The sequence below is a fragment of the Vibrio paucivorans genome, from assembly GCF_054053395.1.
Map to the genome: position 1 here is coordinate 1,982,094 of NZ_CM133230.1, position 17,346 is coordinate 1,999,439.

A 17,346-nucleotide genomic window follows, 5' to 3' on the forward strand; every position below is an offset into this window, starting at 1 on the left:
ATAGTTCTATAGCTTATTTGTTGCTTTTTTGAGCTAATAACGTTAATGAATCCTGTCATTTACACTTTAGTAACAATTTCCGACTAGTTCTCACACTTTGATACCAAATAATTCCGTTTCCAAACGCCATTTTTCTATTTAATATCAACCTCAACTCATAAAACATGAAATGGATGTATGGATAAGTTCTATCACTTCCTCACTTTAGCTAGCATTGCTCTTTACTGGCTGCTTGTCGCAGGTGTCACTTTACGTGTGGTCCTTAAGCGTCGCTCAGTCAGCGTTTCCCTTTCTTGGCTAATGATTATTTATATTCTTCCCGTCGTCGGTGTTGGCTGCTATTTTCTATTCGGCGAACTCAACCTAGGTAAGAAGCGAGCAGACCGCGCACGCGATATGTTCCAGCCGTTTGGTAAATGGTTTGGTCAATTGAATGATTGCCACGCCCACCTTCCCGAGTCTATGGGCGCGCATATCTATAAGATTGACGAGTTATGTAACAACCGCATGGGGATCCCTGCACTCAGCGGTAACACTCTATCTCTACAGAATTCACCCAGTGAAATCCTCCACTCCATAATTAATGACATCGAACAAGCAGAGCAAAGCATAAGGATGGTGTTCTACATCTGGCATCCTGGTGGGCTTGCTGATTCTGTCGCCTCTGCACTTATTCAAGCGACTAAACGCGGGGTGGATGTAAAGCTATTGCTTGATTCAGCCGGCAGCCCTCGTTTTTTCCGCAGCCCGTGGGTTTCGATGATGAAAGATGCGGGTATCGACGTTGTTCAAGCATTAGAAGTGAGCCCATGGCGTATTTTCCTGCGTCGTCTCGATCTACGTCAACATCGTAAGATTATTGTCATTGACGACAACGTTGCTTACACAGGCTCAATGAATATGGTCGATCCTGCTTATTTTAAGCAGAGCTCAGGCGTTGGTCAGTGGATAGACATCATGGTTCGCGTCACTGGCCCAACCGTCAACGTGCTTTCAGCCATTCATTGCTGGGACTGGGAAGTTGAGACGGGCTCTCGTACCCTGCCTCAACTGCCACAATGCAAAATTGACCCAACTCTACAACAGCACCCGGTACAAGTGGTGCCATCGGGCCCGGGGATGCCTGAACATCTGATTTCCCAAGTATTAGCTTTGGCAATCCACCAATCCAACAAATCCGTTCGCATCACCACTCCTTATTTTGTCCCAAGCGCAGACTTGCTTGAAACTCTCAAAATGACGGCGCAGCGTGGGATTAACGTGGAACTCATTATTCCACATAAGAACGACTCAATGATGGTGCAATGGGCGTCACGAGCTTTCTACGCTGAGCTGCTAGCAGCTGGGGTCAAAATCTATGAGTTTTACGGAGGACTACTGCATACCAAATCCGTCGTGATTGACGACCAATTCTGTTTGGTCGGTACAGTCAACATGGATATGCGCAGTCTATGGCTTAACTTTGAAGTTACCCTAGCAATTGACGATCAAGCCTTCACCCAAGAAATGCGTTGGCTACAGCAAAGCTATATTGAGCAATCTTACTCCATCGATGAAAAGCAGTGGAAACAACGTTCATTGCGTTCACGTTTCCTTGAACGCCTGTTCTACCTGTTTAACCCTCTTCTGTGATCTTTTTAAATCATGGGGTTGCAAATATAGGCAGCTCCATGGTTTAAATAAGTGATACAACTCAGCCAAGGAACTCTTATGTCGGAAGGCAAACAAACCAAATATGTCACCGCTGGCCGTGACAAAAAGTGGACTAATGGTGTAGTAAACCCACCAGTCCAACGCGCTTCTACCGTAGTTTTTGACACGGTTGCCGAAAAGCACAAGGCAACGGTCAACCGCGCGAACAAAACGTTGTTTTACGGGCGCCGTGGTACCAATACACACTTTGCTTTCCAAGATGCAATGGTTGAAATCGAAGGTGGTGCGGGCTGTGCGCTATACCCGTGTGGAACGGCGGCTATTTCTAACGCCATCTTATCGTTTGTTGAAACAGGCGATCACATATTGATGGTCGATACCTGTTATGAGCCGACCCGTGATTTTTGCGACAAGATCTTGAAGAAGATGGGAGTGGAAACCACATACTACCAACCGACCATTGGCGAAGGCATTCGTGAACTGATTAAGCCAAATACGCGTATTCTATTTACCGAATCACCGGGCTCTATCACTATGGAAGTCCAAGACATCCCTACTCTTTCTCGTATCGCTCACGAGCACGATATCATCGTTATGCTCGATAACACATGGGCGGCGGGCGTTAACTTCTCACCTTTTGAACATGGGGTGGATATTTCGATTCAAGCCGCGACCAAATACATTGTCGGCCATTCAGACGTCATGTTAGGAACGGCAGTTGCCAGCGAGAAGTATTGGGACCAGTTGCGCGAGCAAAGTTACTTAATGGGGCAATGTGTATCTCCTGACGACGCTTACCTCGGCTTACGTGGGATCCGCACACTCGATGTACGTTTACGCCAGCACGCAGAGAACAGCTTGAAAGTCGCAGAATGGCTACAAAGTCGCCCGGAAGTGGATCACGTTCGCCATCCAGCTCTAGAGTCATGCCCTGGTCATGAGTTTTTCAAACGTGACTTTACTGGCGGTAATGGCCTATTTTCATTTGTACTCAAATCTAGCTACCCGCGAGCGACAACGGCTCTGCTTGATGAGATGAAGCATTTCAGTATGGGCTACTCTTGGGGCGGGTATGAAAGTTTGATTCTTGCCAATGAGCCTAAGAGCTTTAATAGCCTTCGCACCATTTCGAATCCAGAGTTTGAGGGCACGCTAATCCGTCTTCACATTGGTCTAGAAGATGTCAGTGACCTCATCGCCGATCTAGAAGCAGGCTTTGAGCGTTACAACACCCTCGTAAAGCAATAAATAGCCTCTACGTTGTTCAAATAAAAAAGCCTGACCGTTGTCAGGCTTTTTTATTAGTGATTGTAGCGCTTGCGATTCTGATAAGTATCTGGGTCAAAGTCCGAGTACGCTGCTGTTCTCATCACTAGCGCAATGGTCGAAAACACTTTCACCCAAGCATTTCTGGTTCTGTCGTCAAAGTCTGCGCCAAGTCCTGTTTTCAACGTATACAAAAGTGCATTTCCCACGGGAGTGTAATCGTCAGCTTTCACACCGTAAGCAACATGCCGGCGAGCCAAATCCTGCAATATAGGAACCAAAGCTTCTAGATCATCTAACCCCTTTACGGCAACGGTTAAGGTGGCCATGAGTTTACGCCCCTGATCTTTTAAATTGGACTTGAATAAGCGACGTAAACTCGGATCGTATTCAAATAGCTTGGCATAAAAAATTTCTGCTGCTTGTTCAGCTATAGGCTCAACTTTGGCAAAACTTTTCTGAATCAATTGCTTTTCAATCGCACTAATCGACATTGTCACTCCTAGCCTTTTATTATTTCTTAAGAGTAGAAGTAATTCATAGCTTTAGCTCAGATAATTACCTGCCTTAACCTCATTTTTTATAGCAAGGACATGAAACAAAGTGATCATTCACCATGCCTGTCGCTTGCATAAATGCGTAGCAGATTGTTTCTCCGACGAACTTAAAGCCCTTCTTCTTGAGAAACTTACTCATAGCGAGAGATTCCGGTGTCGAAGCTGGGACTTGATCCATCGATGTCCACGCATTCACCATTGGTTTACCATCAACAAACTGCCAGAGAGCTTTGGATAATGAACCATATTCTTTCTGCAACTCTATAACAGCCCTCGCATTACCGTATACTGAAGCAATTTTGCCTTTATGCTTCACCACATCAAAGTTCTCAATGATCTTCTCTACGTTACGTTCATCGAGCTTTGACAAAGCTTCAATATCGTAATCAAGAAAGGCGTGTCTGTAGCCATCTCGCTTTTTCAAAATTGTAATCCAGCTCAGGCCAGCTTGAGCTCCTTCAAGTGTAATGAACTCAAATAATACTCGGTCGTCATAAACCGGTACGCCCCACTCAGCATCGTGGTATTCACGCTCTAGCGGGTGATTCATCGCCCAAGCACACGTTGTATCTTTTGTCATAGTCTGTTCCTTACAAAAACGCCTCTGCAAGCAGAGGCGTTTACATCAATTTTCAATTAGGCTGGTATCTTCACTCTGTGGAAAATACGATACAACACTGGCACGACAATTAGTGTCAGTACGGTAGCAAAACCTAAACCAAACATGATGGTTACTGCCATTGGCTTAAAGAAGATATCAGGTAGTAGAGGGATCATACCAAGAATAGTCGTGATCGCCGCCATACATACCGGTCGTACACGACTTAGCGCCGCATCTACCACTGCCACATATGGGTCTTTACCTGACTTCATTTCAATCTCAATTTGGTCAAGCAACACGATACCGTTTTTCAGCAGCATCCCAGACAAACTCAAGAAACCAAGTAGAGCCATAAAGCCAAACGGGGTATTCAATGCAAGTAAACCAGTGGTAACCCCAATAACGGCGAGTGGTACAGTTAACCAAACGATTAATGGCTCTTTCACCGAATTAAACAAGAACACGGTAATCAAGAACATAAATAGGTAACCAAGCGGCATTGTGGTGAACAGAGATGCTTGAGCATCACGAGAAGACTCGTATTCACCGCCCCACTCCAAAGAGTAACCTGGTGGCATTTCAATAGCTTCAATGGCAGGCATCAAACGTTTTTGCAGTGTTGACGCGGTTTCTTCACCAAGAAGGTCTGGATCTGCCATAACGGTCAACATGCGCTTACGATTCTTACGTACTATGATTGGATCTTCCCAAAGTACATCGTAACCCAAGGTGACTTGCTGCAGCGGAATAAACTCACTTTGAGCTGGGCTCCAAATCTTCATCCCTTCGATATTACGAATATCGATACGCTCGTCTTCTGGCAAACGCGCTACGATCGGCATCAAGGTCGTACCATCACGATATACACCAATAGACTTACCCGAGAAAGACATCGACAAGAAATCATCGATATCTGACTTAGTGATGCCGTAACGTCTAGCCTGACTCTCGTTGAATTGAGGCTCAAGTACTTTGGTACGTTCACGCCAGTCGTGTCTAACATTGGTCGCACCTGGATCCGCATGCATGATGTCCACTACTTGAGAAGCAATACTGCGCAAAACGGTTGGATCTGAGCCAATGATTCGCGCTTCTATCTTAGCGCCACCACCAGGACCTAACTCAATCTGTTTGAGCTTGTAGTTCACTTCTGGGAAGTTATCTTCAACATGCTGTCTAAAGTTGGTCATGAGCTCGTCGAGCGCTTCATAACTGTCGACACGTGTTGTGATCTCACCGTAGGCTGCATAGCTCTTTTCTGGAGCATAAGTCAGCATAAAACGCTGTAAACCTTTACCTGCGGTTGTGGTGATATGCTCAACATGATCTTGCTCAGAAAGCCATGACTCCAGTGCTTTTAACTTGGTGTTGGTCGCACGAATATCTGTCCCTTCCGGCAACCAAATATCCGCTTGAAACATTGGTGTCGTCGAAGATGGGAAGAAAGCTTGCTTCACAAGCGTAAAGCCGTGCAAGCTCACTCCTAAACCAACAACCAATACTACAACCGTGAGCCATGCGCGTTTCATGCAGAACTCTAAGAAGTTCTTGTAGATGACAAACACCATGCCATTGTAAGGATCACTATCTTCTCCACCTTCTGGCGCTTTTTGACCTTTGAAGAACATATCGGCAAAAAACGGAGTGAGAGAGATAGCGGTAAACCAACTCAGCATTAGCGAGATAAGTAATACCGTAAACAGAGTTCCACAGTACTCACCGGTCGAGTCTTCCGACAAGCCAATCGGAGCAAAGGCTGTAACAGCAATGACCGTAGCACCCAGTAGTGGCCACTTAGTCTGTGTCACGATGTCGGTCGCAGCTTGCATCCGCGTCCGCCCTTTCTGTGTCCCTATGAGTATCCCTTCGACCACCACTATGGCGTTATCCACCAGCATACCCAGCGCGATCACCAAAGCACCTAACGAAATACGCTGGAGATCGATTTTGAAGTACTGCATGAATATGAAAGTGCCCAACACTGTTAGCAACAGAATCAGGCCGATAAGAAGACCAGAGCGAAGCCCCATGAAGAACAGCAATACGATAATAACGATCGCGACCGCCTGCCCTAGACTGACGACGAACCCACTTACCGATTTATCTACTTCCTTCGGCTGGCTGTATATTTCGGAAATCTCTACACCGACAGGTTGCTGGAACTTGAGCTCTGCAAGTCGCCTATCAAAACGTTCGCCCACTTCAACAACGTTGACGCCTTGAGCGAACGACACACCGACGTTCAGTGCCAGTTTACCGTTATAGTTGATAATGTTGGTTGGAACTTCGATATAACCACGCGTGATTTCCGCCACATCGCGCAAGTAGATTAAGCCTTGAGCACCACTTTCAGTGATGATCAAGTCACCCAGTTGGTCGACATTCTTGAACTCACCAGTTGGGTGAATACGAATGTACTCGTCACCAATTCGAATAGCACCAGCATCAGATACGATGTTTTGAGTCGATAGCAGGTTAAACACTGTGTTTGGCGCAATACCTAAGCTGCTCAAGCGTTTCATCGATATTTCAATGAACACTTGTTCCTGCTGCTGACCTGTCACCGAGATTTTGCTGACCCCATCGACCAGCTCCATTTCACGGCGCAGATAATCAACGTAGTCCAGCAACTCTTTGTAGCTGTAGCCTTCACCTGTAACTGCGAGCAAAATCCCGTACACATCACCAAAGTCATCTATGACGCTTGGCTCATTCACTCCTGGTGGTAACGAGCCTTTTAAATCATTGACCTTACGACGAAGCTCATCCCAGATTTGCGGTAAGTCGTCCGGGCCATAGTTATTCTTCATCGTCACAGTAATTTGCGACAAACCTCGGCTCGAAATCGAGTTGACTTCATCCACATAGGTTAACTGCTGGATGGCCTTTTCAAGGGGATACGTTACTTCTTCCTCAACCTGTTGCGGAGTCGCACCAGGATAAGACGTCACAACCATGGCATCTTTGATGGTAAACGCTGGGTCTTCTAATCGTCCTAAGCCAAAGAACGCCGATACACCACCAATCAGGAAGATCAGTGAAATCATCCAGCTAATCACACGGTTACGAATAAAGTATGCCGCAATACCGGTTACGTTTTCGTCTGACTGAGACAAGTTCTTTTGTTCGTCACTCATTACTTGTCTCCCTCTGAAATTACATCCACTTTCATTCCTTCACGCAGTTTCGATACGCCCGCAATCACTACGGTATCTTCCGTATCAAGCCCATCAAGGATCTGCAAATCTCTCTTAGACGCTTTACCTACTATCACTTTACGCTTCGAAACCGTCTTGTTATCGTTCACAACCCACACAAACTTTTCGGCTCTCTCGAGCTCATCACCATCTGCATTAAAAATGGCTTCAATCGGTACTCGTACACCGATATTCAAGCCGAGGCCGATACTTTGACCACGAGAAGTAACTTCTACCGCCATACCATCAAGAATGTATTCATCTTCAGGCATCGGCAGGGTCAGCGTGACAGTAAAGGTCCTTGTAGCCGGGTCAGGTTCCGTCGTGAACTCTTTGATTTCAGCTTGATATTCGTTACCGCTAGGCACTCGAACAATGGCATTAATCTTCTCTAGCTTTTCCTGGCTAGGCTGATTCGAATACAAACGGTCAGGAAGTTGGATTAATACCTCAACACTGTCAACACTGTGGATGTTAACGATCTGCTGTCCCACTTGGATATTTTCAAATTGGTCTACAGCGACACGAGATATGATGCCATCTACCGGAGCGCGTAGCATGGTGAACGACAATCGAAGCTTCGCTAACTGGAGCTCCGCAAGTGCAATTTGACGCTGCGCTGCTATTTCATCGAACTGCGACTTGGCTAATAAGCCTTTTTTGACCAGCGGGCTGGAACGTCGATACTGGCTATCAATTACTGTGTAGCGAGCGGAAGCATTATCGACATCGAGTTGATAATCGGTCGGGTCGATCTCAGCAAGGATATCGCCTTTTTTAACTCGGTCCCCCTCTTTCACGTTAAGTAAGCTAATTTCACCTGAAACTCGGAAACTTAAGTGTGAACGCTCCGCAGCATTTGCTACCGCTGGGAAATACAGGCTATCGCTAACTACTTTGTTATCTAAGTTAGCGACCCTCACCTTGGGAAGCGCTGGTTCTACGTTTTCAACTGGCTTACCACACCCCGCCAATAGTATCGGCAAGGACAACAGACATAAGCTTTTAATTGGCTTCATCATTACAGTCCTCGCTCTTTAATCCATTCACGAACTTTGATACCAGACTCGATACCACTTACGCCGGAAACAATGATTCTGTCACCGTCGTTCAAGCCAGCAAGAACTTGTCGTTTGTCGTTAAGTTCAACTTCTACCTGCTCAACGATACCCTCTTCGGTAACTCGCCAAACGTTTTGTTTCCCTTCTACTTCAAACAAAGCCGCTTTAGGGATATGCGTAGCACCTGCTGAATCAACAACCGCATGCACACTGCCTGACATACCTGGCAAAATACCGATATCCGTTGGGCGCTCCATCACCATCGTCACTTTGTATGAACCAGTTTTCGGGTCCGCTTCGGTATCTATTTCTTGGAATGTCAGGGGATAAGAATGTTCAGGGAAAGCATCAAACGTCATTGTAACCGTTGGTTCCAACTGGCTAGCAAATCGGTTTAATAGGTAATCGGGCAACAAGAACACCACTTTCAGTAGCTGGTTAGTTTGAATATTCATAACGCCAGTTTTGGCAGCAACGTATTCGTGATTTTCAGCAGGGATCAGCGAAATGGTACCGTCGTATGGCGCAATCAATTTGGTGTAGCGGAGATTCGCTTTAGCTTGATCTGACGTTGCTTTAGCAGAATTGTGGTTGGCTTTGGCTTGATCAAAATCTTGCTCAGAAACCACTTTATCGATACGCAGCTTTTTGTAACGCTGATACTGAACGTCAGCAAGCTTGTAGTTAGCCTGAGCTTGCTTGGCCAGAAGAGAATACTCGTCTGGATTCAGCGTTGCGAGTAAATCGCCTTTTTTGACCATTTGGCCAGCGGTCACATCGATAGATTGCAGCTGCCCCGGCACTCGGAAAGCGAGAACGGCTTTATCACCGGCTTCAGATGTGGCAGGAAAATTTCGTTCAAACTGGTTATTGCCGACTGAAACAGAGAAGAGTTTGGCTGGCCGCGAGTCGGGCTCGGGCACCGGAGGAAGTTCCTTCCCACAACCGCCGAGTACTGCGGCAGCTGAAAGGAGCAATACGGCTTTTTGCATCGTAGTTCGTCCAATTGAATCATTTAGTTACAAAGATAGATGAACGGTGGGATGACTTCCAGTGATATGAGTGTTAATTAGTTGAAAATTAACAAAATGAGAGCGGTATTCATTACCGCTCTCAATAGGTTTGCTCTTAAAGCAGACGGAATACGGATTTTATAGCTTACTGAACTCTCGATTTACTTTGTACGCATCAGAGGTCACGTAGGCTTCCATATCGCGAAGTTTCGTTTCCATGTTGTCAAAGTCTTTCTCAAGTGTCCCCAATAAAGCATTGGCTGTTTGCCCCTGTTGCCAAGGCTTACTTTTTAGTTTGTGCTCTTGCTTTGCCTTTAAGGTTTCAACGTAGTTAGAGGGCTGCTTTTCTAACATTAACGTCATTGCCACATACGCAAGCAAGACTAAAAAACTCCCGCCGAGAAGCGCTGCAGATATCACTAATATGCGAATCAACCACACTTCTGCACCAAAGTAATTCGCGATACCAGCACACACTCCAGAGATCTTGCCGTTCGCGGTGTCTCGGTATAATTCACGATTACTCATAGTTACGTCTCCAATTTGGCGACTCTGCATCAAGAATACGCTCTAACGTATCCACTCGAGTTTGCATTGACTCAGCTCTCGCTGATAACGCTTGCAAACGTTCGTAGTCGTCTTTTGACAAACCACCGTCTGTTTTTCGCTTGCTGCGGTAATGCAAAAACAACCATAACGGAGCAACGAAAATCAGAAAAACAATTAACGGACCTGCAATCAGAAATGATGACATACGTGTCTCCTATTTTTTCTCTTCTACTTGCTTCTTCAGCTTCTCAAGTTCTTTTTCGATTTCGTCTTGCGCCTGAAGTTCAGCAAATTCTTGATCCAGCGACTTTGCTTGCCCGCTTTTAGCAAATACATCTGCTTCGGCTTCTAACTCGTCAATCTTACGAGAATATTGCTCGAATTTCGCCATCGCTTCATTAGTTCGAGCTGTGTGTAAGTGCTTTTGAACATCACGTCTGTTAGAAGCAGTTTGGCTACGAATCGCTAACGCTTGCTGCTTAGCTCTGGTCTCAGTGATTTTGGTTTCAAGCTTACTGATTTCACCAGTCAGTTTTTCAATGGTTTCTTCAACCAACGTTTGTTCAGTATGAAGCCCTTTGATCATGTCTTGCAGCTTCTGTTTTTCTATGAGAGCAGCTCGAGCGAGATCATCGCGCTGCTTAGTTAAAGCCAAAGTAGCTTTTTGCTGCCAATCGTTGATCTGTTCTTCAATCGACTCTACTTTACGAGCAAGCTCTTTTTTATCAGCAATAGCCTTCGCAGAGTTAGTGCGAACTTCTACCAATGTGTCTTCCATTTCTTGAATGATGAGGCGAATCATTTTCTCTGGATCTTCCGCTTTGTCCAAGAGAGCGCTGATGTTTGAATTTACGATGTCTGCAAATCGAGAAAAAATACCCATGATGGTTCTCCTGTTAGCGTGAGTGAAAAATTGTCTCAATAGTTTTATCTACTGCTTTACCTATAACCAAGTTACGTGCCAACTTTTTAGTTACTATTTTTCAACGACTTAAGCATTGCTGGGTAATTAGAATAAGTATGCTATGATGAATTTAACCAACCATTGGTAAATTTAACCAACTTTAGGGTAGTCACTTATGCAGCAAAACCTTATCGGCGAATCTCCCGCGTTTTTATCGGTATTGGACAAAGTATCCAAGCTAGCGCCAATTGAGCGTCCTGTGCTAGTGATTGGTGAACGAGGAACAGGTAAAGAGTTAATCGCCCAACGCTTGCACTATCTTTCTAAACGTTGGGACCAACCACTTATCTCCTTGAATTGCTCTACGTTAAGTGAAGGATTGATCGATTCTGAACTGTTTGGCCATGAATCAGGCTCATTTACCGGTTCTAAAGGGCGTCATCAAGGTCGGTTTGAACGAGCAGAAAATGGCACCTTATTTCTCGATGAATTAGCCACAACCCCACTTTCCGTCCAAGAAAAGTTGCTAAGAGTCATTGAATACGGCCAGTATGAACGCGTGGGTGGACACAAGGCACTAAATGCCAATGTTCGCCTAGTCTGTGCGACCAACGCTAACCTGCCAGAAATGGCCGAGCAAGGTTTGTTTCGCCCAGATTTACTCGACCGTTTAGCTTTCGATGTTATACAGATACCGCCGCTGCGCGAGCGTAAGGAAGACATTTTGCTACTCGCCGAATATTACGCAATCAAGATGTGTCGAGAGCTTCAGCTCGATCTGTTCACTGGTTTTACACCTAATGCAGAACAATCACTTTTAGATTACCAATGGCCGGGTAATGTGCGGGAACTTAAAAATGTGATTGAGCGAGCGGTGTATCAAAATGGTACTGCTGATACACCGATTGACCAACTGGTCTTCAATCCATTTGCCAGTGATTGGGAAAAGTCCACGCAGAATGACAACAGCGAAAACAGCGACCATACTGAAACTACTACTTTTACTTTCCCTATGGATTACAAACTTTGGCAAGAGCAGCAAGATCGATCGTTGCTTGCTCAAGTTTTGGAAGAGAGTAAATTCAACCAACGAAAAGCAGCCGAGATGCTTGGTTTGAGTTACCACCAGCTTAGAGGAATGGTACGAAAATATGACTTGGCTGGACAAAATAACGAATAACCTTATTTCGGCTACCGTTTTGATATGGTGACAGCTAATAAACAATGGTAAATTACTGAGATCTTAAGGCATAATAACAGGCTTTATTTTTGCCTTGTTTCTCAAAACAGTTCTTTCTATGAAAGCTTTTTTACGACTCACACTTGGAATTTGTGGCTTTAGCCTACTGGTAGGCTGTAGCGATGAAATCGACCATAACAAAATTCGACAAAGTGGTTTTGTTTATTGCGGTCAAGGCAGTCCACAGACCTTCAACCCTCAACTCGTCGATAGCGGAATTACATCTGAAGCACTAAGCCCTCAGATTTTCGATACCTTAGTGACTCTCGACCCGACCTCGCATTTGCCAGTAGCAAGCTTAGCAAGCAGCTGGAAGGTCAATAAGAGTCGGACTGAATACATCTTCCAATTACGTAACGACGTAAATTTCCAGACCACAGATTGGTTTACGCCCTCGCGCAAACTCAATGCTGATGATGTCGTATTCAGCTTTCGCAGAATCATAGATTCAACCCACTCGTTCCACTATGTCAGTAATGCTCAGTATCCTTGGTTCAACGGGATCGATTTTAAGAACTTGTTGATTGATGTCCAAGCTATCGACAAACACACTGTGAAATTTAGTTTGAGTCGCCCAGATAACACCTTTCTATCTAACATAGCGACTAGCCACGCGGTGGTACATTCACAAGAATATGCACATCAATTGGAGCTGTCAGGTCAAAAAGAACGTTTGGATAGTCACCCTGTTGGCACGGGGCCATTCTACCTCGATGAATATCAAGTTAACGATCTGATTCGTCTACGCCGCAACAACGCATACTGGAATCAAGTCGCTAAAGTCGAACAAGTGGTATTTGATATTTCACACCGCGGGACTGGTACCTTGGCAAAACTGCTGCGAAACGAGTGTGATGTGCTCAGTTCTCCAATTTCTAGCCAAATTCCTATTATCGAACAGCAAGATTCACTGGAGCTTACTGCAAAACCTGCGATGAACGTGGCTTATATTGCGGTCAACACCTTGCACCCAGCGCTGAATGACTCTCGCGTTCGCAAAGCACTAAACTTCGCAATTAATCGCCAAAACATTTTAGATTCTGTGTATTACGGTACTGGCAGTCTTGCCCATACTATTCTTCCACCTTCTTCTTGGGCATACCAAAAAGACGAGACGCACATTCGTTTTGACAGAAACTACGCAATTGCACTGCTAAGAGAAGCGGGATACAGCAAAGGGCTTGAGCTTACCATGTCGGTTCCTCTCGAGCCTAAGGCCTATAACCCTAGCCCTCGAAAGACTGCTGAGCTTATCCAAGCAAACTTCGCTGATATAGGGATTACCCTCCACTTAGTCACAGAAGAGCGTGCTAAGCGTAGTGATGCCACCTCTAAAGCGAATATAGACCTATTCCTCACAGGTTGGTTCGGCGTGACGGGAGACCCTGACAACTTCTTTAGACCACTGCTTTCCTGTGACTCTGAACGTGCAGGGCTGAATATGTCGATGTGGTGTGACGCCGATTTCGATTTCTTGCTCGACCTTGCTCTCGAAGTCGATAAACCACGGTACCGAACTAATCTATACAAGCAGGCGCAAAACATCTTGAACGAAGAGTTTCCTGTTATTCCTTTGGCACATGGGATGCAATTTAAAGCCTACGATAAGACTCTGACTGGCTTTAAATTCAGCCCATTTAATGTTCAGCCATTTAACCTAGTCGAAAGGGTGAACTAATGCTGCTTTATACAGTTCGTCGATTAAACCTTTTCATCATCACGCTGTTGATTCTAACTATGGTCGGGTTCAGCATCTTGCGCTTGAACACCACATCTCCTTGGGCTCAATACGATTTTTGGACCGGTTGGATGGCCTACGTAGGTGAGCTGACTCACTTTAACCTAGGGGTAAATCGCAACGGAGTCCCTATCATTGAAGAGCTTGCGATTGTTTTCCCGGCCACACTTGAGCTCTGCTTTGCCGCATTTGTGATTTCGATGCTGATCGGCATCCCATTGGGCACGCTCGCAGGCATGCGTCAGGGGAAATGGGTAGATACCATTATCTCTTTCACCTCGATGACTGGCTATTCTGCACCACTTTTCTGGGTAGCTCTGCTTCTCATCATGGTGTTCTCGCTGCACTTCCAAATGCTGCCTGTGTCCGGTCGCTATGACCTACTCTACCAAGTCGAACATGTTACTGGATTCGCCTTAATTGACGCGTTTTTTGTCGAGGGTAAGTATCGTGCCCACACGTTGCAGAGCGTTATTGAACATATGATTCTGCCAAGCTTAGTATTGGCGCTAGCTCCAACTACTCAGGTTATACGCTTGATGAGAACGTCTGTTACGGAAGTCATGGGGCAAAACTTCATTCGCGCCGCACGTATCAAAGGTTTAACTACGCATGAAATCGTAACGCAGCACGTGCTGCGTAATGCTATCCCGCCTATTATTCCTAAGATTGGTGTTCAGCTTTCAAGTATGCTAACGCTTGCCATAGTGACTGAATCTATTTTCAACTGGCCAGGTATTGGTCGCTGGCTGCTCGATGCATTAGCAAACCAGGACTATGTCGCGATTCAAGCCGGCGTTATTGTTGTGGCTACACTGGTACTCACCGCCAATATTGTGTCTGATTTATTGGGTGCCATGGTCAACCCGCTAGTAAGGAAAGAGTGGTATGCTAACCGATAACGTTTATCAAGAAGAGCGCATACCGACACAGTTCGAGCGTTTTTGGCGCAGTTATAAAGCCAACAGTTTAGCCATGTTTGGCTTATGGTGTTTGCTGCTTTTAGTGATCATTACACTCGCTTCACCTTGGTTAGCGCCTCATGACCCTCAGGCGCAAACCGGACAACTGCTTGTGCCGCCGTCTTGGAACACAGTTGGTACAGTCGAATACTTCCTTGGCACCGATGACCTTGGCCGCGATATTCTTTCACGCCTCATCGTAGGCTCACAGCTGACGTTTGGCGCTGCTATTATCATTACCGTTATCGCTGCCTTGATAGGTTGCGCGATTGGTATTTTAGCGGGTATGACGAAAGGCCTGTTGTCGAGCACCCTAAACCACTTACTTGATACGGTGATGTCTATCCCATCTCTGCTGCTGGCGATTATTTTCGTCGCTTTCTTGGGCTTTGGTGAATTCAATATATTGCTCGCGATCTGTTTGGCTTTGATCCCTCGCTTCGTCCGCTCTGTTTATATCGCGGTTCACACTGAAATAGAAAAAGACTATGTGATGGCCGCTCGGCTTGATGGTGCGAACAACTTTTACTTATTGTGGAACTCTATTCTGCCCAACATCTTGGTGGTCATCGCCACTGAAGTAACTTTCGCCTTGTCGATCGCTATTTTAGATATCACTGCTCTGGGTTTTCTTGGCTTAGGTGCCCAAGCACCAAGCTCTGAATGGGGAGCGATTCTGGGCGACTCAGTGGAGCTTATTTACCTTGCCCCTTGGACAGTAACCTTACCGGGCTTAGCGATTATGTTTGCAGTCATTGTGGTCAACTTAGTTGGCGAAGGTGTTCGCCAAGCACTCAATGCGGGGACGGAATAATGCCTTTACTCGATATTCGTCACCTCACCATTGAGATAGATACGCCGCAAGGGCTCGTTAAGGCCGTCGACCGGATGAGTATCACACTGAACGAAGGTGAAATCCGCGGTTTGGTAGGTGAATCAGGTTCAGGTAAGAGCTTGGTAGCTAAGGCGATTGTAGGCGTCTGTAAAGACAACTGGCGCGTCACTGCTGACCGAATGCGCTTGGGTAACATAGACTTACTGCAACTCACACCGAAAGAAAGGCGTCGCGTGATCGCACGTGATATCGCGATGATTTTCCAAGAACCATCCACATGCTTAGACCCATCTGAAGAGGTTGGCAGGCAGTTGATTGAGTCCATACCTTCTCATTCTTTTGATGGTAAGTGGTGGGAGCGATTTAAGTGGCGCAAAAAGCAGGCCATTGCCCTACTGCATAAAGTGGGCATCAAAGATCATAAAACCTTGATGGAAAGCTACCCGTATGAGCTAACCGATGGTGAGTGTCAGAAGGTCATGATCGCAATGGCGATTGCGGCCAAACCAAAACTGCTTATTGCCGACGAGCCAACCAACGACTTGGACCCAATTACTCAATCGCAGATTCTGCGTCTGTTGAGTCGCATGAATCAGGTGAACAACACCACTATAATGCTGATTGGTCACGACTTGACGACCATTACCCAGTGGGCCACTCGAATCACTGTGATGTACTGCGGTCAATCTGTTGAATCGGCTGATACGAAGAAAATCCTTAAGGCGCCAAAACACCCATATACCGTTGCATTGCTCAAAGCTATGCCCGATTTCAGTGATTGGATTCCGCATAAAGAGAAGCTGCAGTCTCTACCAGGCTCAATCCCTCCGCTTCAGCATTTGCCGATTGGGTGCCGCCTAGGTCCTCGTTGTCCATATGCTCAGCGCCAATGTGTGGAGATCCCACCAACACGTCGCGTTAAGCACCACAAATTTGCGTGTCACTTTCCGCTCAATATGGAGAAAAAATCATGAGTGCTTTGCTTGAAGTAAATGGCTTAGCCAAAGATTTCGTGACTCGCTCTGGCTTGTTCCGTAAGAAGGTACAACACGCAGTAAAACCCGTTAGCTTCTCTCTAGAAGCAGGACAAACCATCGGTTTCATTGGCAAAAATGGTTCTGGCAAATCAACCTTAGCCCGAATGCTGGCGGGCATGGTAGAGCCGACAACCGGTGAAATCCGAGTTAACGGCGAACTACTCGAGCACAAGGACTACTCAACACGATGTAAATTGATTCGGATGATATTCCAAGATCCGAACACGTCCCTCAATCCACGTATTCAAATTGGTCGTATTCTAGAGGGGCCTCTTAAAAGAAATACTAATATGCCACCCGAGGCCCGTATGAAGCGAGTGAAAGAAACTTTGCTTCGGGTTGGTTTGCTCCCTGAGCACGCTTACTTCTACCCTCAAATGCTCGCGACAGGGCAAAAGCAGCGTGTCTGCTTAGCAAGGGCGCTTATTCTCCAGCCTTCGATTATCGTCGCAGATGAAGCGCTCAACGGCTTAGACATGGCAATGCGTTCTCAGATCATCAATTTGTTCCTAGAGTTACAAGAAGAGATGGGCGTTTCCTTTGTCTATGTGTCTCAGCATATCGGTATCGTCAAACACATCACGGATAAAGTCATGGTGATGCATGAAGGTAACGTTGTAGAAGCTGGCGATACTCAAACTGTACTCAGCCACCCAGAGCATCAAATTACGCAAAGAATGGTCGAAAGCCACTTCAACAAAGCGCCATGTTTTAAGTAGCGTTAGTGTTTTAA

General features: G+C 45.9%; 16 protein-coding genes. 8 read left to right on the forward strand and 8 right to left on the reverse strand.

Features of this window, described 5'->3' with window-relative positions:
• Positions 1-177 precede the first annotated feature (177 nt).
• Positions 178-1,632 (forward strand): cardiolipin synthase, encoded by a 1,455-nt coding sequence (gene cls, locus ACXABW_RS09075; protein WP_457522308.1) that lies wholly within the window; start codon positions 178-180, stop codon positions 1,630-1,632.
• 78 nt (positions 1,633-1,710) lie between these two features.
• A complete protein-coding gene (locus ACXABW_RS09080) occupies positions 1,711-2,901 on the forward strand; it encodes a cystathionine beta-lyase (RefSeq protein ID WP_457522309.1) in 1,191 nt (396 codons plus the stop codon).
• 53 nt (positions 2,902-2,954) lie between these two features.
• Here the strand turns inward: ACXABW_RS09080 and ACXABW_RS09085 are convergent, their stop codons facing one another.
• The 8 genes from ACXABW_RS09085 to pspA all read right to left on the reverse strand — a co-directional run bounded on the left by ACXABW_RS09085 (position 2,955) and on the right by pspA (position 10,780).
• A complete protein-coding gene (locus tag ACXABW_RS09085) occupies positions 2,955-3,413 on the reverse strand; it encodes a globin family protein (protein WP_252027486.1) in 459 nt (152 codons plus the stop codon).
• 79 nt (positions 3,414-3,492) lie between these two features.
• The gene (locus tag ACXABW_RS09090) at positions 3,493-4,056 is read right to left on the reverse strand and encodes a DNA-3-methyladenine glycosylase I (RefSeq protein ID WP_457522311.1); all 564 of its coding nucleotides are present in this window, start codon (positions 4,054-4,056) and stop codon (positions 3,493-3,495) included.
• Positions 4,057-4,112: 56 nt separating this feature from the next.
• Entirely contained in the window at positions 4,113-7,214 is a 3,102-nt protein-coding gene (locus tag ACXABW_RS09095; RefSeq protein ID WP_457522313.1) for an efflux RND transporter permease subunit, read from the reverse strand.
• Positions 7,214-8,293: an efflux RND transporter periplasmic adaptor subunit gene (locus tag ACXABW_RS09100; RefSeq protein WP_252030815.1), complete on the reverse strand. Its 1,080-nt coding sequence runs from the start codon at positions 8,291-8,293 to the stop codon at positions 7,214-7,216. Before ACXABW_RS09100 ends, ACXABW_RS09095 begins: the two co-directional genes overlap by 1 nt.
• A gap of 2 nt (positions 8,294-8,295) precedes the next feature.
• Positions 8,296-9,327 (reverse strand): efflux RND transporter periplasmic adaptor subunit, encoded by a 1,032-nt coding sequence (locus tag ACXABW_RS09105; protein WP_457522315.1) that lies wholly within the window; start codon positions 9,325-9,327, stop codon positions 8,296-8,298.
• A 159-nt stretch (positions 9,328-9,486) separates the two neighbouring features.
• Positions 9,487-9,906 carry an envelope stress response membrane protein PspC gene (gene pspC, locus ACXABW_RS09110; protein WP_252027490.1) on the reverse strand — a complete coding sequence of 140 codons (420 nt, stop codon included), beginning with the start codon at positions 9,904-9,906 and terminating at the stop codon, positions 9,487-9,489.
• Positions 9,869-10,102 carry an envelope stress response membrane protein PspB gene (gene pspB, locus ACXABW_RS09115; protein WP_252027491.1) on the reverse strand — a complete coding sequence of 78 codons (234 nt, stop codon included), beginning with the start codon at positions 10,100-10,102 and terminating at the stop codon, positions 9,869-9,871. The genes pspC and pspB overlap by 38 nt, the downstream gene beginning before the upstream one ends.
• A gap of 9 nt (positions 10,103-10,111) precedes the next feature.
• A complete protein-coding gene (pspA, locus tag ACXABW_RS09120; protein WP_252027492.1) occupies positions 10,112-10,780 on the reverse strand; it encodes a phage shock protein PspA in 669 nt (222 codons plus the stop codon).
• A 196-nt stretch (positions 10,781-10,976) separates the two neighbouring features.
• Between pspA and pspF the strand changes: the two genes are divergently transcribed.
• From pspF to ACXABW_RS09150, 6 genes are all read left to right on the forward strand, one after another.
• Positions 10,977-11,981, forward strand: a complete 1,005-nt coding sequence (pspF, locus tag ACXABW_RS09125) for a phage shock protein operon transcriptional activator (RefSeq protein WP_457522317.1) — start codon at positions 10,977-10,979, stop codon at positions 11,979-11,981.
• A gap of 118 nt (positions 11,982-12,099) precedes the next feature.
• Positions 12,100-13,719 carry an ABC transporter substrate-binding protein gene (locus ACXABW_RS09130; RefSeq protein WP_457522319.1) on the forward strand — a complete coding sequence of 540 codons (1,620 nt, stop codon included), beginning with the start codon at positions 12,100-12,102 and terminating at the stop codon, positions 13,717-13,719.
• On the forward strand, positions 13,719-14,681 hold the full coding sequence (locus ACXABW_RS09135) for an ABC transporter permease (protein WP_457522321.1): 963 nt from the start codon (positions 13,719-13,721) through the stop codon (positions 14,679-14,681). Before ACXABW_RS09130 ends, ACXABW_RS09135 begins: the two co-directional genes overlap by 1 nt.
• Positions 14,668-15,555, forward strand: a complete 888-nt coding sequence (sapC, locus tag ACXABW_RS09140) for a putrescine export ABC transporter permease SapC (RefSeq protein ID WP_252027496.1) — start codon at positions 14,668-14,670, stop codon at positions 15,553-15,555. Before ACXABW_RS09135 ends, sapC begins: the two co-directional genes overlap by 14 nt.
• Positions 15,555-16,550, forward strand: coding sequence for a peptide ABC transporter ATP-binding protein (locus tag ACXABW_RS09145; RefSeq protein ID WP_252027497.1), 996 nt, complete (start codon positions 15,555-15,557; stop codon positions 16,548-16,550). Before sapC ends, ACXABW_RS09145 begins: the two co-directional genes overlap by 1 nt.
• Positions 16,547-17,332: a peptide ABC transporter ATP-binding protein gene (locus ACXABW_RS09150; protein ID WP_252027498.1), complete on the forward strand. Its 786-nt coding sequence runs from the start codon at positions 16,547-16,549 to the stop codon at positions 17,330-17,332. Before ACXABW_RS09145 ends, ACXABW_RS09150 begins: the two co-directional genes overlap by 4 nt.
• The last annotated feature ends 14 nt before the right edge of the window (positions 17,333-17,346 follow it).